The 22,058-nt window shown below is 42.7% G+C and carries 21 protein-coding genes; 14 read left to right on the top strand and 7 right to left on the bottom strand.

The genetic code is table 11. The features are described 5' to 3' along the window. Positions 1-91: 91 nt before the first annotated feature. Entirely contained in the window at positions 92-1,138 is a 1,047-nt protein-coding gene (locus ABDW02_RS06190; protein ID WP_343633191.1) for an acyl-CoA reductase, read from the bottom strand. 101 nt (positions 1,139-1,239) lie between these two features. On the opposite strand from ABDW02_RS06190, the gene ABDW02_RS06185 reads away from it, so the two are divergent. From ABDW02_RS06185 to ABDW02_RS06145, 9 genes are all read left to right on the top strand, one after another. Next, positions 1,240-1,587, top strand: coding sequence for a 4Fe-4S dicluster domain-containing protein (locus ABDW02_RS06185; protein WP_343633189.1), 348 nt, complete (start codon positions 1,240-1,242; stop codon positions 1,585-1,587). An 85-nt stretch (positions 1,588-1,672) separates the two neighbouring features. Next, positions 1,673-2,761, top strand: coding sequence for a hypothetical protein (locus ABDW02_RS06180; RefSeq protein ID WP_343633187.1), 1,089 nt, complete (start codon positions 1,673-1,675; stop codon positions 2,759-2,761). Between the two features lie 71 nt (positions 2,762-2,832). Beyond that, entirely contained in the window at positions 2,833-3,144 is a 312-nt protein-coding gene (locus ABDW02_RS06175) for a DUF3276 family protein (RefSeq protein WP_343633185.1), read from the top strand. A 108-nt stretch (positions 3,145-3,252) separates the two neighbouring features. Beyond that, complete coding sequence (locus tag ABDW02_RS06170) at positions 3,253-4,065, top strand: AAA family ATPase (protein WP_144331368.1); 813 nt, start codon at positions 3,253-3,255, stop codon at positions 4,063-4,065. Continuing rightward, entirely contained in the window at positions 4,055-4,981 is a 927-nt protein-coding gene (locus ABDW02_RS06165) for a ParB/RepB/Spo0J family partition protein (RefSeq protein WP_343633181.1), read from the top strand. Before ABDW02_RS06170 ends, ABDW02_RS06165 begins: the two co-directional genes overlap by 11 nt. Then, positions 4,981-5,538, top strand: a complete 558-nt coding sequence (locus tag ABDW02_RS06160; RefSeq protein WP_343633179.1) for a DUF5683 domain-containing protein — start codon at positions 4,981-4,983, stop codon at positions 5,536-5,538. The genes ABDW02_RS06165 and ABDW02_RS06160 overlap by 1 nt, the downstream gene beginning before the upstream one ends. Before the next feature lie 40 nt (positions 5,539-5,578). After that, positions 5,579-6,301 carry a 4-hydroxy-tetrahydrodipicolinate reductase gene (dapB, locus tag ABDW02_RS06155; protein ID WP_343633177.1) on the top strand — a complete coding sequence of 241 codons (723 nt, stop codon included), beginning with the start codon at positions 5,579-5,581 and terminating at the stop codon, positions 6,299-6,301. A gap of 9 nt (positions 6,302-6,310) precedes the next feature. Next, on the top strand, positions 6,311-8,179 hold the full coding sequence (locus tag ABDW02_RS06150) for a S26 family signal peptidase (RefSeq protein ID WP_343633175.1): 1,869 nt from the start codon (positions 6,311-6,313) through the stop codon (positions 8,177-8,179). A gap of 9 nt (positions 8,180-8,188) precedes the next feature. Further along, positions 8,189-8,776 carry a WbqC family protein gene (locus ABDW02_RS06145; RefSeq protein ID WP_343633173.1) on the top strand — a complete coding sequence of 196 codons (588 nt, stop codon included), beginning with the start codon at positions 8,189-8,191 and terminating at the stop codon, positions 8,774-8,776. A 191-nt stretch (positions 8,777-8,967) separates the two neighbouring features. On the opposite strand, the gene ABDW02_RS06140 is transcribed toward ABDW02_RS06145, so the two are convergent. Continuing rightward, the gene (locus ABDW02_RS06140; protein WP_343633171.1) at positions 8,968-10,347 is read right to left on the bottom strand and encodes a hypothetical protein; all 1,380 of its coding nucleotides are present in this window, start codon (positions 10,345-10,347) and stop codon (positions 8,968-8,970) included. 104 nt (positions 10,348-10,451) lie between these two features. Beyond that, positions 10,452-11,501 carry a branched-chain amino acid aminotransferase gene (locus ABDW02_RS06135; RefSeq protein ID WP_343634251.1) on the bottom strand — a complete coding sequence of 350 codons (1,050 nt, stop codon included), beginning with the start codon at positions 11,499-11,501 and terminating at the stop codon, positions 10,452-10,454. A 130-nt stretch (positions 11,502-11,631) separates the two neighbouring features. Between ABDW02_RS06135 and ABDW02_RS06130 the strand changes: the two genes are divergently transcribed. Both ABDW02_RS06130 and ABDW02_RS06125 read left to right on the top strand, forming a co-directional pair. After that, the gene (locus tag ABDW02_RS06130; protein WP_343633169.1) at positions 11,632-12,780 is read left to right on the top strand and encodes a hypothetical protein; all 1,149 of its coding nucleotides are present in this window, start codon (positions 11,632-11,634) and stop codon (positions 12,778-12,780) included. Between the two features lie 62 nt (positions 12,781-12,842). Then, entirely contained in the window at positions 12,843-14,735 is a 1,893-nt protein-coding gene (locus ABDW02_RS06125; RefSeq protein WP_343633167.1) for an ATP-dependent DNA helicase RecQ, read from the top strand. Here ABDW02_RS06125 and ABDW02_RS06120 read toward each other — a convergent pair. The 4 genes from ABDW02_RS06120 to ABDW02_RS06105 all read right to left on the bottom strand — a co-directional run bounded on the left by ABDW02_RS06120 (position 14,704) and on the right by ABDW02_RS06105 (position 18,261). Continuing rightward, entirely contained in the window at positions 14,704-15,525 is an 822-nt protein-coding gene (locus ABDW02_RS06120) for a helix-turn-helix transcriptional regulator (RefSeq protein WP_343633165.1), read from the bottom strand. The two genes, ABDW02_RS06125 and ABDW02_RS06120, sit on opposite strands and share 32 nt — an antisense overlap. Positions 15,526-15,999: 474 nt before the next feature. Continuing rightward, a complete protein-coding gene (locus tag ABDW02_RS06115) occupies positions 16,000-16,935 on the bottom strand; it encodes a YihY/virulence factor BrkB family protein (RefSeq protein ID WP_343633163.1) in 936 nt (311 codons plus the stop codon). After that, positions 16,904-17,842, bottom strand: coding sequence for an ATP-binding cassette domain-containing protein (locus tag ABDW02_RS06110; RefSeq protein ID WP_343633161.1), 939 nt, complete (start codon positions 17,840-17,842; stop codon positions 16,904-16,906). Before ABDW02_RS06110 ends, ABDW02_RS06115 begins: the two co-directional genes overlap by 32 nt. Next, positions 17,842-18,261: a hypothetical protein gene (locus tag ABDW02_RS06105; RefSeq protein ID WP_343633159.1), complete on the bottom strand. Its 420-nt coding sequence runs from the start codon at positions 18,259-18,261 to the stop codon at positions 17,842-17,844. The genes ABDW02_RS06110 and ABDW02_RS06105 overlap by 1 nt, the downstream gene beginning before the upstream one ends. A gap of 178 nt (positions 18,262-18,439) precedes the next feature. Here ABDW02_RS06105 and ABDW02_RS06100 point away from each other — a divergent pair, with 178 nt between their 5' ends. From ABDW02_RS06100 to fmt, 3 genes are read left to right on the top strand one after another with little or no spacing between them, the layout of a single operon-like run. Beyond that, on the top strand, positions 18,440-19,609 hold the full coding sequence (locus ABDW02_RS06100) for a class I SAM-dependent rRNA methyltransferase (protein ID WP_343633157.1): 1,170 nt from the start codon (positions 18,440-18,442) through the stop codon (positions 19,607-19,609). Beyond that, a complete protein-coding gene (locus tag ABDW02_RS06095) occupies positions 19,609-20,946 on the top strand; it encodes an MATE family efflux transporter (RefSeq protein WP_343633155.1) in 1,338 nt (445 codons plus the stop codon). The genes ABDW02_RS06100 and ABDW02_RS06095 overlap by 1 nt, the downstream gene beginning before the upstream one ends. Continuing rightward, positions 20,939-21,892, top strand: a complete 954-nt coding sequence (fmt, locus tag ABDW02_RS06090; protein WP_343633153.1) for a methionyl-tRNA formyltransferase — start codon at positions 20,939-20,941, stop codon at positions 21,890-21,892. Before ABDW02_RS06095 ends, fmt begins: the two co-directional genes overlap by 8 nt. The last annotated feature ends 166 nt before the right edge of the window (positions 21,893-22,058 follow it).

Genomic DNA, 22,058 nt, shown 5'->3' with positions numbered 1-22,058 from the left:
GATTGTTAATAACTCCGCAATCCGTCACTTCGACTCCGCTCAGTGAACGGAATGGGCGGCTTTTTTCAAAGGTGACTGACCGGAGTCATCTTTAATGAAGTGAATTCAGCCATGCGCAGGTATCTACTCCATCCGCAAAATCTGTTATATCCGGAGACTGTGCTTTCCCGAAAGGAATGAAATCATGTCCGACAACCGCCTGAAGCTCGTCTTTCATTTCGGTAATTTTATGCAGGAGCAGCCCTTCTTCCCGGTAGTATTCGTAGTAGATCACAGATAACGGAGCGTGAATGCCTTCGTCTTCTTTTAGCATAAATACATTATTATCCAGGAACGGAATCTGGTTCATTAAATAAACCGTGCGATTGTAATCGTAGTTGTTCCCGTATTTATGATGCTGGATCAAATGTGCCTGGTCCATGAAATTCTCAAAAATGCGGTTCAGGTCAAATCCTACAGGCAGGTACAATTTGGAAACGTTGCGACAGCCCATCCCGAAGAAATCAAAACAATCGGAGCTTAATTTTGCCAGTTCTTCGTTTGTTTCCGAGCCATCCAAAACAGCAATAGATGTCCTGTTTTTCCGGAATAAATGGGGAACTCCTCCGAAATACGTTTCAAATTGTGCAATGGAACTGTTGCTTCCTGTTGCAATCACGGCATCGTAGTTTTTGATCGGTCCCAAAGAAATGCGAATGTATTCTTTCAGTTCAGGATTCCATTCGTGCATCCATTCGATCAGTTTCATAGGAATGCGCGTATCGGAACTACTCAATTTGCACAATGCTTTGTTCCCGGTAATCAGCACACAAAGCAAATCATGGAATCCCACGAAGGGAAGGTTTCCGGCCATGATCAATGCAATCGTCTTCGGACTGGAGGTAAATGAATACCTGTTGGAAAAGTTTTCAAGCGCTTCTTTTTCAGTTAAATGAATGATTCCATTTAAAGCCTTGATACAATTCTCTTTGGTAAACCACGGGTTTAATTGAATTTCTTTGTTGATTAAGCGCTGAAATCCTTGAAATTCATCTTCCGTTAATCCGCATTCGTAACCGGGCCATTGTTCGTTGCTTGTAAAAGCTTTGAGTGCTTTTTGAAGCTGACCGAAAACTTCTGTAATTGCTCTTTTTTCCACGATGCAAAGTTAATTCCTCCGGTAGGAATTCCATTAATTTTTTGAAATATTTCAACGTTTAAATCCGAGACCTCCGTATATTTGCACAAAAAAAGTCTCTTATGGCAATCATGATTACAGACGAATGCATCAATTGCGGTGCATGCGAGCCGGAATGCCCGAACAACGCAATCTATGAAGGTGGCGCTGAATGGACGTATGCGGACGGTACGTCATTAAAAGGATTGATTACAACGTTGGATGGTGAAATGGTTCAGGCAGATGAAAATTTCGAACCGAAAGACATGGATGTATACTACATTGTTCCGGACAAATGTACCGAATGTGTAGGCTTCCATGATGAGCCTCAGTGCGCTGCAGTTTGTCCGGTTGATTGCTGTGTGGATGATCCGGAATATCGTGAAAGCGAAGATGAATTGCTTGCGAAAAAGGATTTCATGCACTTGTAATTGCTTCAATTATTCTTAAATTGTAACCTGGTTACTTTTTTGACGTTCTAGAGTTATGAAGGTTTCATTCGGTTTAATCATTACAATGTTTACTGCGCTCCAGTCCTGGGGGCAATTCGATTCCTATTCGAGGGAAAACGAACTGGCTGTATTGTTGGATTCCGTTCGCGGGGCCCGGGATAATGCAGGCAAGGAAAACTGGAATAAGCAATTTAAAAAGCTGATCGAGCAAACGCTCAACGAACCTACTGTTTTCGACATCACATTTACCAAATTGAAAACACTCGGAGTGATTGACAGTCCGGATAAATTGGTGCGCATTGTGAACTGGAACGTGGAACAGGACGACGGAACCCAAAAGTATTATGCGTACGTGCTTCACCGGAACTCCTTGAAAGACACGAAACACAAGGTCATCGAATTAATCGACAAATCCTTTTTACTTACTGCTAAACCGGAAGAAACGCTGGAAGCAGATATGTGGTACGGAGCTTTGTATTACCAGATTATTCCGGTAGAAAAAGCAAATAAAACCTATTACACCGTTCTTGGTTGGGATGGCGGAACACGCATGAGCAACACCAAGCTGATTGATGTTATCGCATTTTCCGGGAACAGTTTAAAATTGGGCTATCCCCTGTTCAAATCCGGCACTACAACGGCAAAACGTATGTTCTACGAACATTCGGAGCGTTCTGTAATGTCTTTGCGCTACGAACCGGAATACAACCGTATTATTTTCGATCATTTAATGCCGGAAACTCCTACAATGGTCGGTTTCTACGAATTCTATGTTCCGGATATGTCTTACGATGCTTTCATCCTTGATAACAATCGCTGGGTATTGAAAGAGGACGTTGTTGGCATCAACAAGAAAGACAATGTTGTTTCCGTTGCTTCCATCGATAAAAGCGGAGAAGTCAGCGTGACTTCCACTCCATCGAAATGGATCGATCCGACCGGTGAAGGAAAAGGTTCTGCAAACGATGTACACGTAGCCGTTTTACCGGATTCAGATGCGCTGAACACAACCGAAGAAAGCAAGAAGCCGGTTAAGAAGGACAAAAAAGAAATGACCGCTCTTGAAAAATATGAGTTGAAGAAGAAGCACAAAAAAGAGGAAGAGCCATCTGCTACGCTCAATTCCGGGAAGAAACGAAAACCGAAAAAGTAAATTTCTGCCTCAAAATTTTGTATATCAATAATAATCATTCATATTTGTTTTGCTGCAACCCTTATTAAACTATGCAAAACGAACTGGATTACGACTCTCAGCGGGAAGTCTTTACTAAAATTGTTAAAGCCGGAAAACGCACTTATTTCTTCGATATCAAAGCCACAAAAGGCCAGGATCATTACATTACCGTTACGGAAAGCAAGAAGGTAACCGTCAACGGGAAAGAAGTTTTTCAAAAGCACAAAGTATTCCTTTACAAGGAAGATTTCGATAAATTTTCGGAGACCTTATTGGAAGTCATGAACAAAGCAAATGAATTGAACACCGGGGGAAGTTCGAATCCCACTTACAGTAGCGATGTTCAGTTTGACGACCTGTAAACTTTCAAACAATCTTTCAACATCTTATTCGTTGAAAAAATAGCAGGAGGAAATACCGCTTAGGTCATTTCAATAACTTATCTTTATCCACAAATTTACAGTGCTCTTATGGGTAAAATTATCGCAATAGCGAATCAAAAAGGTGGTGTTGGCAAAACAACTACAGCCATTAACCTGGGTGGATGTTTTGGTGTTTTGGAGTACAAGACATTGTTGGTCGATGCTGATCCGCAGGCAAATGCCACGTCCGGAGTCGGTCTGGACCCGAAAAACTCCCGTAATATCTACGATTGTCTGATCAATGACGTGCATCCGTCGGAATTAATTATTCCTACAAGCAATCCGAACCTGGATATTATTCCTTCTCACATTGACCTGGTTGGTGCTGAGCTGGAAATGATCAATATGCCTAACCGCGAGCAAATGCTGAAGCAGGCGCTTGACAAAATCAAAGATCAATACGATTTCATTATCATCGATTGCTCCCCTTCTTTGGGATTGATTACTGTAAATGCCCTGACAGCTGCGGATTCCGTAATGGTTCCGGTTCAGTGTGAATATTTCGCACTGGAAGGTTTGGGGAAATTACTGAATACCATTAAAATCATCCAGGGAAGACTGAACCCGGAATTGGAAATCGAAGGAATTGTCCTGACGATGTACGATACGCGTTTGCGCCTGGCAAACCAGGTGGTGGAAGAAGTGAAAACACACTTCCAGGATTTGGTTTTCGATACGGTGATTCACAGAAATACGAAATTGGGAGAAGCTCCTAGTTTCGGTGAAACAATCGTCATGCACGAAGCTACCAGCAAAGGAGCTATTAATTATTTGAATTTCGCCCGTGAAATTCTTCAACGAAACGATTTGACAAAAATCGGTAATAACGACAAACAATTTCAAGTAGGAAATGACATCTAATCCGAAAAAACGTTCAGCTTTAGGAAAAGGATTGGGAGCTTTATTGGAAGGTTCCTCATCTGATATTACAACAACAACTGCGCCTGCGGCGACCGCTACTGCCGTTTCCGGTGGTGTGGCATTGATCCCGATCGGTTCGATTGAAGCCAATCCGTTCAATCCGCGTACGAATTTCGAAAAAGATGCATTGAACGAATTGAAAGATTCCATTGCGATCCACGGAATTATCCAGCCTTTAACGGTTCGTAAACTGGGGAAAGATAAATACCAGCTGATTTCAGGGGAAAGACGTTTCAGAGCTTCTCAATTGGCTGGACTGGAAGAAGTTCCTGCATATATCCGCGTAGCGAATGACCAGGCGATGCTTGAAATGGCTTTGGTGGAGAATATTCAGCGCGAGGACCTGAATGCAATCGAAGTTGCCCTCTCCTACCAGCGCCTGATTGATGAGATCGGTTTGACACAGGACCAATTGTCCCAAAAGATTTCCAAAGGAAGAACAACGATTACCAACCATTTGCGTTTGCTGAAACTTCCGGCTGAAATCCAGTTAGGAGTTCGTGATAACCTCATTTCAATGGGGCATGCCCGCGCATTGGTATCTTCCGGTGATGAAGACCGTCAATTGGACTTATACCGTCAGATCATTGATTTCCAGCTTTCTGTTCGTGAGATTGAAGAGTTGATCCGCACCAATACGTCACGTACCAGCGAAGAAGCTCCGAATGCTCCAAAAACAGCTTCTACTCCCGAATTATCTTCGATCCAGGAAGTGTTCAAAAACCATTTGAGCGATCGGATTTCTTCGAAAGTGGAGATTAAGAAGACTCATTCAGGAAGTGGTAAGATCTTAATTAACTTCTCATCCGAAGTAGATTTAAATCGCATCATCGAATTATTGAACAAAACAAAATAATGCACAAAATCCTTGGTGTTTTTACGTTGGTTTGGTTTTCACTTCATGTAAACGCCCAGGATTCGCTTGCTGTTGCTCCGCCTCAGGATTCCGTTAAAACACATTCCTGGAAAAGAGCCTGTCTTTTCTCCGCTGTGGTACCCGGTTCGGGACAGATTTACAATCACATTGCCATGCCAAAGGGCAAGAAGAAAGCTTACTGGAAAGTTCCGCTGATCTATGCAGGGTTGACTGCCACGACTTATTTCGTGGTAAAGAACAACATGTTGAAGAACGATTACCGGGCGGAATATGAATCGCGAAAAGTAGGAAATGCACCAGGCAATTTCCTGGATTACGACGATCAGAGTTTGCTTTCATTGTATGCTCAGCACCGCAACCGGCGCGACTTTGCCATATTGGGACTAGGACTCGTTTATATCCTCAATATTGTGGATGCGGGCGTTGAAGCACATTTTGTAAATTTCGATATCAGCGAAGATTTGTCATTATCCATTCATCCCACAACTTATTTCCCGAATGCTTACGGAGTTTCTTTTCAATTTAAATTTCGTTAAAAGTTAAATTCGGAAGGGGAAAACAGTATTTTTGCGCTACATGAAAATCGGACTAATCGGATACGGAAAAATGGGAAAAGCGATTGAGCGCATTGCTCTTGAGCGCGGCCATATCATTGCTTATAAAGTAGATTCCAAAACAACGATCGACCAGGTTGATTTGAACCAGGCGGATGTTGCTATTGAATTTACGCAGCCCGGATTAGCGATCAAACACATTGAGGCTTGTATGGAGCAAAGAACTCCGGTTGTTGTGGGGACAACAGGCTGGCAAGATCATTTGCCTTATGTTGCTACCCTGGTTACTGAGAAAACCGGTTCCTTATTGCATGCATCCAATTTCAGCATCGGAGTAAATATTCTTTTCAACATCAATGAGAAGCTTGCAACACTGATGAATGCACATCCGGAATACAAAGCACAAATCGAAGAAATTCACCACATCCAAAAACTGGACGCTCCGAGTGGAACGGCTGTTTCTTTGGCACAGGGAATTATTCAGAATAATCACAACTACACTTCCTGGAAATCCGAAACAGGTTCCTGGCCGGAATATGCCGATCATGAACTTCCTATCCAGGCATTGAGAGAGCCGGATGTTCCGGGCACACACACGATTTCATATTCTTCAAAAATAGACACTTTAACCTTGAGCCACGAAGCGCATTCCCGCGATGGATTTGCACTGGGTTCCGTCATTGCCGCCGAATTCCTTCATAGAAAAAAAGGAGTTTACACCATGCGCGATGTACTAGCATTTTAATTCTACCCTATGAACGTATTTTATTATTTCTTATTCCTGCTTCTTGTCCACCCGATCATTTCCCTTTGGTGGAAAACGTTTGATCGTATGGGAGCTAAATCCTGGCAGGCATTTGTACCGGTTTACAATTATTACATCGTATTTAAGTTCGGGGCAGGAAAACCATGGTGGGCATTGCTGATGTTCATTCCAGGAATTCATATTGTAATGTGGATGGTTGCAAATGTTTCCTATATCCGCAGATTCGGGTTCTTTTCGATTGCAGATACGCTCCAGGGAATTTTCTTTCCGTACCTGATCTTGTGGAAGATTGCAAACGATCAAAACTTACCGGTATTGGCTCCAACAAACTGGGCAAGTCCGGTTGAAGTGGCAAAACGCACGAATAGCGATCACATTGCTTTGTTTTTGGCTTTGCCGGTTCTGGGTCACGTAGTGGCTTACGTATTGTCATTCCGTTCCAAAAGAATCGGGAAGAAATCAGCCATCAAGGAATGGGGGGATTCGATCATTTTCGCATTGGTTGCCGCCAGCATCATTCGTACGTACGTTTTTGAACCGTTCCAGATTCCTACGGGATCCATGGAAAAAACTTTGTTGGTCGGAGATTTCTTGTTTGTAAACAAATTGGCTTACGGACCGAAAGTTCCCGTTACTCCCCTTTCATTCCCGTTGGTTCACAATACCATTCCGTGGATCAATGTGAAATCTTACCTGGGAATTGAAACGTCTAATTATTACCGTTTACCGGGCTTCGGAAAGGTGAACCGCTACGATGTGATGGTATTCAACTATCCTTCCGGTGATACTGCGATCTACGATCCGCGCGTACCGAACGGTTTGATGGGACATGATTACCACCAGGTGGTAAACAGCGAAGCATTGTGGTATTGGTTCCAGGATGCATCCCAAAAACATCCGGAAGCTTTCCAGGTTCTTCAGCAGAAATCCATGGCAACAGGTGAAAATGCGGAAACACTGATCATGGATAGCCTTGGAGGAGAGTTCATTCAGAATATCGAAAAATGGAGAAATAAAGCACGTACTGCTATTGCAAGCGGTGTAACTTACTCTCGCGGAGGAATGCCTGAAAAAGGGTTGAATTACATCGAGCATTATGGAATTATTTACCGTCCGGTTGATAAGCGTGAAAACTACATCAAACGATGTGTGGCTATTCCGGGAGACGAAATTGAAATCAAAAACTCTATTTTGTATATCAACGGGAAACCTGCGAGAATTTATCCGAACCAGAACATGGCTTATACCATTTCAGGAGAACCTTTGTTGGAGCGTTATTTAACTTCCATGGGCTTGTCTCAGGAAGAAGGTGATTATGTGATGAATGCAAATGGAGTAGAAATTGTATACCTGACACATGCGAGATTGCAGGAATTGAAGAGAATGTCTCCGAAATCTTCTTTTAATCTGTATTTAAGCCCTCAATATTCGGATGATAAAGCTCACAAAGCAACTTACTCAGAATTGATCCGGAACCTGGATAACTTCCCGAAAGACTTGTATGTAAACAATACAGTGACTGATTTTACGAAGTTCAGAATCCCGGCAAAAGGAGCGGTTGTGAACCTGACGAAAGAAAATATTGCCTGGTACCGAAGAGCAATTACAGCTTACGAAGGTCACAAGTTACAGGAAAAGAATGACGGAATTTACATCGACGGGAAGAAAGCGACTACTTACAAGTTTGCCATGAATTACTACTGGTTGATGGGAGATAACCGTTACAACTCTGCAGATTCAAGAGTTTGGGGTTACGTTCCGGAAGATCACGTGGTTGGAAAAGCATCGGTTGTTTGGTTCTCGAAAAGTGCCTACACGGGTATTCGCTGGGATCGTATGTTTACCAAGATTCAATAAGCATTTCCTATGTCCGCAGTTTTCCCGATCGCCTATTTCGGAAGTGTTCGTTATTTCCAGGACCTGGCGCGGTTTAAACAGCTTGTTTTCGAGAATTCGGATCATTTACCGAAACAAACTTTCCGCAACCGGATGGTCATTCTGGGTTCACAGGGAGCCCAGGTGTTGACGATGCCGCTCGAAAAACCTTCCGGATCGAAGACCGTAACGAAGGATGTATTGGTTTCGTACCAGCAAAATTGGCCTTTGCTTCATTGGAAAGCTTTGAAAACTGCGTATGCCTCTGCTCCCTACTTCGAGCATTACGCTTCAGATATCGAAAAGTTGCTTTTCAAAAAACACCGCTTTCTGATCGATTTTGATTTGGAGATCACTCAGTTCTTTTTAGATACGTATCAATTGTCCGTTGATTTCTCTTTGACGGAAAAGTATGAAACCTCATACCAGGAAGACTACCGCGAATCGGATTATGAGCAATTGGAAATGCAGGGAGTATATAACCAGGTATTGTTCAATCAAACTCAATTTAATACCCGGGTTTCTATCCTGGATCTATTGTTCTGTGAAGGACCAATGGGAAGAAAGCTGATCATTTAACGGTATTTTTCAAAAAGTTAAAATACTGATTACTAACATCTTGACTTTTTTAACGATTTTTTATCTGTTTTTTTTTCGCCTGATCAGTTGCATATCAAATTACTTGTAGTATCTTTGTTATGATTTAGGTGGTTAGGTTAGGTTGATTAGTGAATGGAGTTAGGACGCCCGTCTTAGCTCCATTTACGCTTTTAGGGCTTTGCTAACTCCACTAAAGTTCCCTTATTGGTCTTTTGAGACGGATATTCGAAGGGCAATCTTTCCCGGTATAAATACTTTTTCTGCGTCGATTCGAAAGGTCGGTAAATGTAGTACACACTGTTTCCTTTGATCTGGATATTTTCCGGGTATTTGAAATGCAGCTGAACAGGAGAACTTAATTTCCCGGTTTTTGTATCAAAGTGTCTGAGTTGCGCTTTCCCTGCAAGTTCGTAATGAATATAGATCTCGCCTGTCTCATAATCCTGGATCAGGTGCTTTTTCCATCCGTTCTCTTTGGGCTGTAAGTGATAATAAATCGGGATGCTGTCAACAAGATCTCCCTGGTAAGAATATTTGAACAACAAATTCTTGTAATGGTCGAACAGGAAAATAGAATCGTTGCGTTCAAAAATCGGTGCATATAATTCTTTGTAGTAGATGGAATTGGTGAAATAGTACATTCCGACCCAAACTTCCTTGTCGACCCCGGTTTCGTTCTCTTTTTCTTTCGCCCATAGTTTTGTTCGTACGTCCACCCATTTGAATTCGGAACGATACAGCTCCATCATCAGATCATCCTGTACTTTGGCGATCTTGCGGTAACTCGAATCTACAATATCAAAGGTGAAATAATCGAAAGCAGGGTATTTAGGATTGAAATTGGAAAAATAATACTTGGTGAAAGCAGTGTCTACGATCGGAGCAATGTAGGTCATGTAATAATCCTTTTGGATTTGAGCGATTTGAATCTGTTTGTTTCGCTGATTGATTCCATACACATTGTTTTCCGTCAATACATGAGGATTTCCCCGATAATCCCTGATCAACTCCTCTCCTTTTTCAGGCAGCGGAATTTCTCCCAATAAATTAAATCCGTCATAAAGAACCAGTTCTGTTCCTTTTTTCAGGTTTTTAGGATAAGTCAATAACAGCAGGTTGTTATCGGGCATGAATTCAAAATCGGTGACAGAAACACGTTCTGATTCAAAAACGGTATCCGGGATCCCGATAGGTTTAATAACAACCTGGTCCAGCAATTTTTCTTTGAAATAATGCATACGAACCTGAATGGTCAGTGTATCGGTTGGTTTTCCTGAGAATATTTTGGTTGGAATTTCTTCAAGTGCACTGAATGCAACATGTTCCAGTTCGAAATTGGTAGCTTCTTTGGTAGAAACCCGGAAATAAGCAACTCCTTTCAGGGAAGTATATTGAGCGTTGATCAATGAATCTCCCTGGTACTGACGAACGTAAACCCGGGAAACAGGATCTCCGTTACTTCTGTCCTTTGCAATGATTCGAACGGTAGTCTGACTAAATGCCTGTGAGGAAAACAGGATCAGGAACACAAGGTAGAAAATCGGCTTCATGACTGTTAATTTCTGTAAGGATGCAGGCTTATCAAATTTTCCATAAAAAACAGTGGGCACGCGATTAATCACATGCCCACTTATCTTATTACCTGATAATAACATTACAATTTCAAAAGCCAGCCGAAGCTGTCTTCTACTTTACCGGATTTGATATCATCCAGATAAGCATGCACTTTCAATGAGAATGTACGTGTTTCGATCGGAGGAAGAATCAAATCTTCATCACGGTATCCGATTTTGGCAATGTGTGCAATTGTTGCTGCTGTTCCTGCTCCGAATGCTTCTGTCAAACGGCCTTCTCTATGCGCCTGAACAACTTCTGCTACGGAAACCTTGCGTTCTTCAACTGGCATTCCCCAAAGATTTGCGATTTCAATAACCGAACGTTTGGTAATACCTCTTAGAATCGTATCGCTCTCTTCGGAAGGAGTGATCAATTTTCCGTCGATCACAAACATCACGTTCATAGTTCCCGATTCCTCGATGTATTCGTGTGTTTTTCCGTCTGTCCAAACCAATTGGTGATACCCTTTCAATTGTCCCAGTTTAGCAGGATACAAAGCTGCAGCGTAATTCCCTGCCGTTTTTGCTCTTCCTACTCCGCCAACTGATGCTCTTGTGTAGAACTCTTCAATTTTTACATTCACCGGCTCACTGTAGTAAGCTCCAACCGGACATGCAAAAATTACAAAGCGATACGTATCAGACGGACGGATACCGATGTATTCATCAGTTCCGAATAAAAACGGTCTTAAGTAAAGGGAATATCCTTCTTTATTAGGGATCCAGTTGCTTTCAACTTCAACCAATTTGCGGGTCAGTTCAACGAATAAATTCTCAGGAATAACCGGCATGCACATACGCTCACAAGACTCTTCGAATCGTTTTGCGTTCATGTCAGGCCTGAAAATCGCCACTTCGCCATTGTCCATCCGGTATGCTTTCAATCCTTCAAAAATTGATTGCCCGTAATGGATCACAGACGTTGCAGGATGCATGGATAACGGTCCGAATGGAATGATCTCAGGATCTTGCCACGCGCCGTCTTTATAATCCATAATCAGCATATGATCGGAAAAAACCTTACCGAATGGCAAATTATTCCAATCAACAGCATTTAGTTTCGACTCTTGAGTAAGAGTAACTTTCATGTTGTCTTGTAATATCATAACGACTAATAGTTATTGCGAATATACCTAAATTAGTTGACGATTCCACGAACAATCCGGAAGTAATTCCAATATTTGCAACAACATGTATTTTTAATGTAACCAAATAAAAATGCCAGGACTTACAACACTTTCATTGAAAAGCCATTTCAAGAGAAAACTACTGCTTTGCTTTTGTTTTTTATTCCTCTCTTCAGTCCGTGTTTGCGGACAAGCGCATTCCTATAGCGGAATGATCGGAAAGTATCCGATTTACCTTCAATTCTCCGTGAGTGGAAGTCATGCTGAAGGTTACTACTTTTATAAAAATAAGCTGGTCGATATTTCCTTAACCGGCAGCTACAAGGCAGGAGTTGTTACATTGAATTCAAGAGATTTTTACGGGGAAATAGCTGAGAATCCAGAGATTTTCAAATTTAAATGGCCTAACCAGGCACTGGAGGGAACGTGGTCTCACAATGGAAAATCACTTCCGGTTAAATTGGCTGCATTAACCACCAAAGAAACAGGAAGTCCGAAATGCTCCAACCCTTATCTCGTGAAAGAAGGCCATGCCGACAATGATTTGACAAAAGTGAAAATCGGGCTTTTCAAACTGAAGCAAGACGGGCCGGTACGTACGGTCAATCAGGTGAAAATCCGTCCGTTTACGGAAGTATTAACCGGGATCAGCCTGTTTCGCATTGATTCGGGCCTGGTGGCGGAAAAACAGAAAGATGCCAACTTATACCTGGAATATTTGCAACTCACTGAATTTCTCACGAGCCTGGAATGTGCTTCCTACTCAAACTATGGCTCCGATTTAAATTACAGTTTTTCCAATCTTGCCATTTCCAATGACCTCCTGTGCTTCTCTGTTTTTGAGGTATTCTATTGTGGAGGCGCACATCCGGGTGAGAGCAGTTACGGGATTAACTACCATTTAAACACGCACCAAAAAATCGAATCCGAAGATTATTTATTGCCCGGAAAAGAGGCGGAATTTGAAGAACGCATTTACAAGTATTTGTCCAAAGAAAATCCCGGAGAGTTTGACGAAGACACGCCAGATGATGTACTTGAGTGCGGGTACAATGATCAGGAATTATGGACCACCGATTGCAATTTTGTATTTACTTCGGAAGGAATCAGGCTTTTGCCTTTGTTCCCGCACTACAAAGCGCCTTGCCTCGATCCGGAATGGGCTGTAATCCCCTATTCGGAACTGAAATCTGTGATAAAACCGGAATACTACAGCAAATTAATGAAGTTGAAGCAGTAATTTTACACGTTCAAAAAAGGACACTTCGACTCCGCTCAGTTTCCTTTTTAATTTAATAAAGCATGTCAAACAAAAGCGTTGAAATTCTTTCCAATTATTGGGGTTATTCTCAGTTTCGTCCTTTGCAGGAGGAAATTGTTGATGCTGCTATTTACGGGAAGGATGTACTTGCGCTTTTGCCTACCGGTGGTGGGAAATCCATCTGTTTCCAGGTTCCGGGAATTGCCCGTGAAGGAATTACGATCGTAGTTTCGCCTTTGATTGCTCTGATGGAAGACCAGGTGAATCAACTGCAAAAAAGAGGAATTCGCGCAAAAGCACTGACCAGCGGACTTTCTTTCCGGGAAATCGATATTCTGCTCGACAATGCCAAATTCGGCGGGATTGACTTCCTGTACATCTCCCCGGAACGGATACAAACCCGGTTATTCCAGGAAAGAGTAAAGCAAATGGAAGTCGGTTTGTTTGTTGTTGACGAAGCGCATTGCATTTCTGAATGGGGACATGATTTCAGACCGGCTTACATGGAAGTGACCAAATTGAGGGAATTCCATCCGGAAGTGCCCATGATTGCTGTAACCGCCACTGCAACTCCGAAAGTCAAGGAAGACATCATTACACATCTGAAACTGAAGAACCCGGAAGTTTTTGAAGCTTCTTTCGAACGTACGAATGTCAGTTATGAGATTTACCACGTCTCCAATAAACTGGATGCGATCACGAAATGGATTCACAAGAACCCGGGAGATGTAGGCATTGTATATTGTCAAACGCGTAAAAGCGTGAAAGACGTGATGATTTACCTGCAGGCACGGAATATCAAAGCCAACATGTATCACGGTGGAATGAATGCCAAAGAACGGAGCCTGGCGTTAGCAAACTGGCTTTCGGAAAAAACGCCGATCATGGTTGCTACGAATGCATTTGGAATGGGAATCGACAAACCGAACGTGCGTTTTGTAGCGCATTATGAAGTTCCGAACAATCCGGAATCCTATTTCCAGGAAGCGGGAAGAGCCGGACGTGACGGAAATGAATCCCGGACTTTTGCGTTTATAGAACCTGCCGATATTAACGAAATTGCTGAGCGGGTAATGGCGCAGTTCCCGTCTACAGACCGGATCAAACTGATCTATCGCGCTTTGTGCAATTACCTGAAAGTGGCCATTGGCTCCGGTGAACATGAATCCTATGTGCTTCCTTTCAATGATTTTGTCAAAAAGTTCAATTTGAACATCCAGGAAGTCTATCCGGCTTTCAAATTACTTGAAATGAACGGAAGTATTCTTTTTTCAGAACAAGGATTGAAAGGATCACGCATTAAGGTCAGCATCGACAATACGCATTTATACGGATTCCAGTTGAAGAATCCTGTTTTGGATCCTTTGATTACCTGGGTTTGCAGGAATCACAGTGAAGTTTTCGATTCTTTTTGCGAACTCGACGAAACAGAAGCTTGTCAGCGATTGAAGATCTCGCCCCAGGAACTGGAACGCCAGTTGAAATACCTGGAAGAGCATGGGATTATTGACATTACCTGGCGAACCGATCTTCCGATGGTTACTTTCCTGCATGAGCGTTTCCCGGATGATTACGTAGAATTAAAACCGGAAGTTTATCATTTCAGGAAAGAACGTGCTTTGGAGCGCATGAACGTCATGAAACGCTTCATTGAAGAGAAACACTGCAGGCCTCAGTTTATCATTGCTTATTTCGGGCAAAAAAGCGATCCTTGCGGAAAGTGTGACTATTGCCTGGAGCAAAACCTGCTGGAAAAGCATCCGCGACTGGAACTGGAATTAGTTGCCCTGCTGGAAGGCAAAGCGTTAACTTTATCCGAGATTATCGCTCAATTCGACACGTCTTTTTCAGCAAAGATCAAAAACGTACTGCGCGAGTTGATCACCGAAGAACGTGTCGTGTTTAATGAACAACGTTTTTCGCTCCCCCGGTAACCGTTCGTTTCAAATCAATGATTTCACGCTGTAAATCCTGGATGCTTTTTGTGAGTGTCGAATCATCAATGCGCATTTCCGGAAGGCTCGGAGAAATGTAATTGACAAACTTCCACATTTCCACAATCTCGTTGACGTTTACATAGTAAGGCAAATACAACGGATTGGTCGAGCACAATTCGAATGATTGCTGCGTTTCAATGAAGTTGTTTACGATCTTGAACACAATCCCGTCGTCTTTTGTAACGACGATACAAGGAGTTCCGTTGCGGACACTTCCCCAATTCTGAATGTATTCTGCTACGACGAAAGAACCTTCGTCTACCGGCGGCATGGAATCTCCCATGATCGGGAAAGAACGGTATTTCCTGTTTTTGGACAGGAAAGGTAAGCTGAAGGTCGGAAGTACTTTCAAATAATCCGGATCTGCATAACCGGTTGTATAACCTGCTCTCGCCTGCTGTGGAATCAACTCGATCATTTCATTGTCGTCGGCATCTACCAAAGATGTCAAAACGCGCAAGTTATTTCCGTTGATGTCTGCGTACAAACCGGAACTGATGGTTGTCCAGTCGCTTTCCGTAAAAGTGGAGAAATCTTTGGTCAGCAAATCATCAATAGGAACAGCATAATACTGACTTAAAGCAATCAGTGTTTCGATTCCGGGTTCTGCGATCTCATTTTCATAACCGGAATAACTGCTGCGTGTCAAACCCAAATCGGAAGCTACTTCTTCCTGGGATTTTTTCTTGCTTTTGCGAATAAGTTTTAAATTGTTCCCTAACTTCATGGTGATCAAAATTTAATCAAAAGTATGATTATTTTTTAATCTTCAAAACTTTTTGACAAAAATAAATTTAAAACGATTTTGAAATTGCTCGTGTAAGTTCCAGTATAATGGCCGAAAACAGTAAGAACCATCCTGCTTTTGCGCTCAGTTTTGAAAAGCGTTCGTATTTGTGCTCGTTATTGCGTTCGTCATAATGATCGATCAAATAAGACAACAAATTGGCGGCGGTTGTTAAACAGGCCAGCGACAATATCCAAACGGAATATCCGTGTATGTGCAGAACCTTGCCTATATGCGACCCTCCTCTTCGCCTACTGGGAATTGAAAAATCGTCGTAATAGACACATATCGATGCGTATATTATCAGCGCAACGGAAGCAAACAAGCAGATAATCCGAAAATTGAGCGGATACGAATTAGGTTTGTAACGTTGTTTGTCTGAAGGCTTTTCCATTTGCTGTCTGACAAAAAAAATTATTCCTTTTTCCGTTTCTGAAGGCTTTGTAGCAATTGATGTACTTCAAAAATAATCGGCCTGCCTATTAACTCTGAATAGACCTTCACGAATTTCGCGCCCAGGAAGATAATCTGGGAAGTATAGTACATCCACGCCAGGAAGATCAATAAAGTTCCCGCAATTCCCATCTGGCTCCCGAAAAAGAAGTTGGTCAGGTAAAACTTTAGGCCGATTTGTCCTACGTGCAGCAAACAGGCAGTAAGTAAACCGCCTGAAAGAACAAGTTTCCAGAGCACTCTTCCATCGTGCAGGAATTTATAAACCAATGCAAATAAAATCGTATTGATTCCTACGGAAACCAGCTGACCAACGGCTTCCATGACCCATTTCGATTCGATATGAAGCCAACCGAAGAGTTCCCCGCTGAGTGACAAAAAGATAGTCTCTGCCGTATAAAGCAATACGATCGAAACACCGAAAACCGCCAGCATGAAAACGGAAATCAGTTTGGTGAGTATCGTGTAGAAAAATTTTGTCCGGCGGTCATCGATTTTCACATGAATATCGTAGAACTCATTGATACTCATTCGCAGGGAAGAAATCAAGGCAGAACTGGAGAACATCAAGGCGATGATCCCGATAATATTCAAAATAACACTGCTCTTTTCGAAGTGAACTTCAGATAAAAATGACAAGAGTCCGGAACTGTCTTTCAAACCGACCTGCTCTTCCAACAATACTTTAATCAAACGCAGGATTTCCTCTTGTCCCATGATCTTCCCGAAGCTGATCAGTGCCAGGTAAATAATCGGGATAATAGCAAAAACCGCATAATAAGCCAATGCGGCACCGTGAAAAAACGAATTCTCCTGGAAGAATTCTATAAAGGTCCGTTTGAAGAGGATTAAGACCTCTTTCCAGCTAAGGGTTGGTATTTTTACTTTTGAGCTCAATACGTGTTACTTTTTTAAGCGGCTTATCCGCATAGAGTATAATGATTTGTTTATCAGGTGTTTTAAAAAAGGATTTCCAGTAAGCACCAAAGAAAACGGCATCTGTAAATTCCACTTCGAAACCACCTTTTTTAACGGCTTTGTATTCACAAGGTCGAAATAAAATTTTAGTTTTCCCTGTTTTCAATTCATTTAATTCTCCGAAATAAGCTCCTTCATTGAAGCTGGAAGGATTGAAATAAAAGGCTTCCGGGGTATCAATACGGTTGAATTTCCCTTTGTTCAGAAAGGCAATTTTCCCGCACCACTGCATCACTTCGTCTCCTTCATGGGAAACCAAAATGCATAAAGTATTCCGGATTTCAACCAATTGTTTGATGTAAGCACCGATTTTCAGCCTTAAATGCGCATCCAGGTGGGAAAAAGGTTCATCCAGAAGCAATACTTCCGATTCCAATGCCAAAGCGCGGGCAATCGCCAAACGCTGCTGTTCTCCACCGGATAAGTAACGCGCCTGCTGGGAAGCAACTCCCGTCAGTTCGACCAGATCCAACAATTCATCGCAAAAACGCTCGCGGTCTTTTTCGTGTAAATGCAGGATCTTTACCCGCACATTTTCTCTGACCGTATGAAAAAGATCGAGGTTGAAATCCTGGTTGACCAACTGGATCTCCGGATGCCCGGGAATCAATCGCTCACTTGGTCCGGGAACGCGTTCACCATTCCAGTAAACACTTCCCTTGGAAGCATCCAAAAGGCCTGCTGCAATTTTCAGCAGTGTTGATTTTCCGCCACCGCTTGCCCCTACAATCCCGAATATTTCACCGGGCTGTAAGTCAACAGAAATTCCCTGAAGAATTTTCTTCTGTTCGCTGTATGAAAAATGAACCTGCCGGATGGAGAGCATTAATTCCGTAATTCCTTGGGAAATGCACTTAAAACGATATAAACTCCCGGAACCGGGTTTTCCACCACTTCATCATCGTTCAGGTAAACTTTCAGTTTTTGATGATCGTGGTCAATGATGTATTCATCCAGGCATTTCTCTGAAAACACAATAGCCGTAGGACCGTTTTCCCCGTGGAAAATAAACTGGATCACATCGTGGATCTCGTAATGGAAAGCCTTTCCTTCACCGATTTCTCCTGCCAGAACAAAAGGCTGGTCACGAACAATTTCCAACACATCCGATGCATCGGTCAAGCGGAATTCATCTTCCCACTCGTAACGGATATTTTCAGGAGAATCCTTTCCTTCATGCTTTTCCTGGGCATATTCTTCTGAAAAAGAATTGTTTTTTAGAAATACTTGAATTGAATAAGACATTTTTCTTTTTTGAGGTCCAACACAAAGATAGGGATAATTGAAAATGTAGAATGCTATCATTGAAAAGGTTTTGATCTGTTTTTAACGATGGACTTACTAAAAACTGTCAAGCTTTCAATTCGTCATTTGGAATTCGTCATTCGTAATTAATAAGCTATCTTTGCGCAAAATTCAGTTTATGTACTCCAGTGTTCAATTACTTCCCCACAAAACGCAATCAATGGAAAGAAGACATCCGTGGATCTTTTCAGGTGCTTTAAAAGAGATGCCGAAATCCATAGAGGATGGTGAAGTGGTTGTGGTTTTGGACTCACGGAACAATGAAATTGCAAAAGGACATTTTCAGCACGGATCCATTGCAGTGCGTATTCTGACTTTCAACCAGGAACTGATCGATCAGGATTTTTTCAATAAACGCATTTCAGATGCCGTTGAACTGCGCAAAAAACTGCACCTGTTCCGGGAAGATAATTCGATCTGCAGGCTGGTTCATGGCGAAGGAGACGAATTGCCGGGATTGGTGATTGATTATTACGGCGGAGTAGCGGTTATTCAATGTCACAGTTTGGGAATGTATCTCCAGATCGACCTGATCAAAAACGCATTGATTCACGCTTTGGGAAAAGACCTGAAAGCTATTTACAACAAGTCGAAAGAAACGCTGCCGGGAAGAATTCCGGTAGAAGACGGTTATTTGCACGGCACTTGCGAAACGCCGCACGTAGCTTTGGAAAACGGGGTGAAATATCAATTGGATTGGATCACAGGCCAGAAAACAGGTTTCTTTATCGATCAGCGTGAAAACCGTGCATTGCTTGCAAAATATGCCGAAGGGTCAAAAATCCTGAATACATTTTGCTATTCCGGAGGATTCAGTCTGGCGGCTTTAAAACAAGGCGCAAAAGAAGTTCACTCGCTGGACAGCTCTAAGAAAGCGATCGAACTGACGGATGCGAACGTGGAACTGAACGGATTCAAAAACCATCAATCCATTGTGGCCGATGCGATGAACTTTATCCGGGAAACCGGCGAAGAATATGACATTATCATTTTGGATCCGCCTGCTTTTGCGAAACACCGTGATAAAAGACACCAAGCCGTTCAGGGGTACAAACGTTTGAACGCAATGGCCATTCAGCACATTCGTCCGGGAGGATTGCTGATGACTTACAGTTGTTCGCAGGTTGTTGACAAACAATTATTTACCAATACGATCATTGCCGCGGCAATTGAATCCGGAAGAACCGTTAAGATCCTGGAGCAATTGCACCAACCGGCAGATCATCCGATTAATGCTTTTCACCCGGAAGGAGAATATTTAAAAGGACTGCTTTTACAGATCATTTAATGCTGGATATACGCTACAGGAGCATTCTCACAGTTGCTCTTCCAATGATGCTCAGCGGATTCATTCAATCCGTCATTTCCATTACTGACGCCGCTTTCCTGAGCCGTTTCAGTAAACTGGCCTATGATGCCTCCGGAAGTGCCGGATTGTGGTACATTACCATGTACATGGTTTTCCTGGGATTGGGCGACGGGGCTCAAATTGCCATGGCTCAAAAAGTCGGGGAAAAGAATGACAGAGGATTTGCCGCTGTTTTCCAGTCGAATTTTGTGATCCTTTTCCTTGCAGCGATTGTTTTGACGATACTGGTCCAATTCTGCATGCCCGCATTGATGAGCTACCTGGTTACCAATAATGAACTGGCTCAAGCGGAACAATCCTTTTTGGAGATCCGGAGTTATTCTTTCTGGGCAGCTACGATTACCCTCACGATCCAGTCTTCTTATTTAGCGGTCGGGAAAACAACACTGGTCCTGATTGCTTCTTTAATTGCCGCACTGTCGAATATCGTATTGGATTATTTACTGGTATTCGGGATCGGGCCGTTTCCGCGTTTGGGACTGGAGGGAGCAGCAATTGCATCTACCAGCGCTGAGTTTTTAGCGATGTTATTCCTGCTGGCCACGTTGCTCGGCGGAAAGTTGCGTATGCTCTACCCCATCTGGAAAGAGAATTTCATCACTAAATTCCAGTTGAAAGAAAACCTGAAGATCGGAGTTCCTTTATTGTTCCAGGGAATGGTAGCACTTTCCATCTGGACCATTTTCTTTATCTGGATCGAACAAATGGGTGGCGACAACCTGACAGTTTCCCTGAACATTCGCTACGTTTATTTCCTGGCATTTATCCCGATCTGGGGATTTGCCGCAGCAACCAAAACTTATATCGCACAATATTTCGGAGCAAAAGAATTCAACCGGATCCCGGTTATTCAGCGCAGAATGCAATTCCTTACCATTTCATTCCTGGTGCTGACTTTCCACGGATCACTCCTTTACCCGGAAGCATTGATCCGTTTGGTTTCGGATCACACAGAACACGTGGCTAAAAGCGCACAAATCCTACGCGTTGTAAGTGGTTCTATTTTAATCTATGGAGTGGGAAGCGTTTATTTCCAAACCATCAGTGGAATCGGGAAAACGCGTATTAATTTTTTAATCGAATGTTTAGCTACCAGTTTGTACATCATTTCAGCTTACCTGTTTATTAAGGTCTGGAATTGGCCCGTGCAATGGGTTTGGCTGGTTGAATACGTTTATTTTATCACGATGGGATCTGCTTCCTTTCTATATTTGAAATGGGTCAATCGGACAGAGAAAGAAATAGCTTATGAATAATTTACGCATTGTTTTCATGGGGACTCCCCATTTTTCAGTTGGAATCCTGGAAGCGATCAAAGCTTCAGGAATGAACCTGGCAGGAATTGTTACCGTTGCAGACAAACCTGCAGGGCGCGGACAATTGATGCACGAGAGCCCGGTCAAACAATTTGCCCTTGAAAACCAGATCCCCGTACTTCAGCCCTTGAAATTGAAAGATCCGGAGTTTTTAGCGCAATTGGAAGCACTGAAAGCAGATGTTTTTGTCGTTGTTGCATTCCGGATGCTTCCCACAGAAGTCTGGAAAATGCCCAAATACGGAACATTCAACCTGCACGCTTCCCTCCTGCCCGATTATCGCGGTGCCGCACCAATTAACTGGGCTATCATCAACGGAGACACCAAAACTGGGGTCAGCACTTTCTTTATTGATGAAGCGATTGATACCGGGAATGTAATCGGTCAGACAGAAATGGCGATCTCTGAAAACGAAAGCGCAGGAGAACTGCATGACCGCATGATTATTACCGGAGGAGAATTGGTTGTGGACACCTTGAACCGCATTGCAAATAACGAAGTCAACCCGATCCCGCAATCCCAATTGGGGACTTCAATGCGTCCTGCCCCGAAATTATTCAAGGAGAATACCCAAATCGACTGGCAAGCCAAGCCGGAAACGATCCATAATCTGGTCCGCGGATTGAATCCGTATCCTGCAGCATGGACAAGCTGGAAAAATTCAAAAGGAGAAATCAAGAACGTAAAGATTTTCAAAACAGGCCTTACGGATCAGAAAGGAACAGGCTCGGTGGATTTATCGGCTACCAAAACCCAATTGTTTGTCGACACGAACGGAAAGCAACTCGAAATTTTGGAATTCCAGGTGGAAGGAAAGAAAAAAATGACCGCAAAAGAGTGGCTGGTGGGGAATCATGCGGCCGATTGGACAATTAGTTCCAACTAAATTTCATCGAACAAAAGCCCAAATTGGTCGGAAAACCCCTAAAAACAGGGGTGCTTATCAACAAATGCGTTTATTTATCAACAAAATCGGCGCTTTTTAGTGTTTAGCCTTGGTAGAGAAGCATATTCATATATTTTTGTTGTGTTAATTATTAGAAATCATTCAA

This window comes from Fluviicola sp. (assembly GCF_039596395.1).
Classification (GTDB): Bacteria; Bacteroidota; Bacteroidia; order Flavobacteriales_D; family Crocinitomicaceae; genus Fluviicola.
Note: the sequence above shows the minus strand (reverse complement) of the source record. Positions and strands in the feature narration are given on the sequence as shown.

Bases quoted from the DNA above. Each gene is read 5' to 3' on its own strand.
- ABDW02_RS06110 (WP_343633161.1), bottom strand. From the start codon at position 17,842: ATGCTCTCCATCCGGCAGGTTCATTTTTCATACAGCGAACAGAAGAAA.
- ABDW02_RS06170 (WP_144331368.1), top strand. From the start codon at position 3,253: ATGGGTAAAATTATCGCAATAGCGAATCAAAAAGGTGGTGTTGGCAAA.
- ABDW02_RS06095 (WP_343633155.1), top strand. From the start codon at position 19,609: ATGCTGGATATACGCTACAGGAGCATTCTCACAGTTGCTCTTCCAATG.
- ABDW02_RS06130 (WP_343633169.1), top strand. From the start codon at position 11,632: ATGCCAGGACTTACAACACTTTCATTGAAAAGCCATTTCAAGAGAAAA.
- ABDW02_RS06185 (WP_343633189.1), top strand. From the start codon at position 1,240: ATGGCAATCATGATTACAGACGAATGCATCAATTGCGGTGCATGCGAG.
- ABDW02_RS06120 (WP_343633165.1), bottom strand. From the start codon at position 15,525: ATGAAGTTAGGGAACAATTTAAAACTTATTCGCAAAAGCAAGAAAAAA.
- ABDW02_RS06140 (WP_343633171.1), bottom strand. From the start codon at position 10,347: ATGAAGCCGATTTTCTACCTTGTGTTCCTGATCCTGTTTTCCTCACAG.
- ABDW02_RS06100 (WP_343633157.1), top strand. From the start codon at position 18,440: ATGTACTCCAGTGTTCAATTACTTCCCCACAAAACGCAATCAATGGAA.
- ABDW02_RS06175 (WP_343633185.1), top strand. From the start codon at position 2,833: ATGCAAAACGAACTGGATTACGACTCTCAGCGGGAAGTCTTTACTAAA.
- ABDW02_RS06150 (WP_343633175.1), top strand. From the start codon at position 6,311: ATGAACGTATTTTATTATTTCTTATTCCTGCTTCTTGTCCACCCGATC.
- ABDW02_RS06125 (WP_343633167.1), top strand. From the start codon at position 12,843: ATGTCAAACAAAAGCGTTGAAATTCTTTCCAATTATTGGGGTTATTCT.
- ABDW02_RS06180 (WP_343633187.1), top strand. From the start codon at position 1,673: ATGTTTACTGCGCTCCAGTCCTGGGGGCAATTCGATTCCTATTCGAGG.
- ABDW02_RS06105 (WP_343633159.1), bottom strand. From the start codon at position 18,261: ATGTCTTATTCAATTCAAGTATTTCTAAAAAACAATTCTTTTTCAGAA.
- fmt (WP_343633153.1), top strand. From the start codon at position 20,939: ATGAATAATTTACGCATTGTTTTCATGGGGACTCCCCATTTTTCAGTT.
- dapB (WP_343633177.1), top strand. From the start codon at position 5,579: ATGAAAATCGGACTAATCGGATACGGAAAAATGGGAAAAGCGATTGAG.
- ABDW02_RS06145 (WP_343633173.1), top strand. From the start codon at position 8,189: ATGTCCGCAGTTTTCCCGATCGCCTATTTCGGAAGTGTTCGTTATTTC.
- ABDW02_RS06135 (WP_343634251.1), bottom strand. From the start codon at position 11,501: ATGAAAGTTACTCTTACTCAAGAGTCGAAACTAAATGCTGTTGATTGG.
- ABDW02_RS06165 (WP_343633181.1), top strand. From the start codon at position 4,055: ATGACATCTAATCCGAAAAAACGTTCAGCTTTAGGAAAAGGATTGGGA.
- ABDW02_RS06160 (WP_343633179.1), top strand. From the start codon at position 4,981: ATGCACAAAATCCTTGGTGTTTTTACGTTGGTTTGGTTTTCACTTCAT.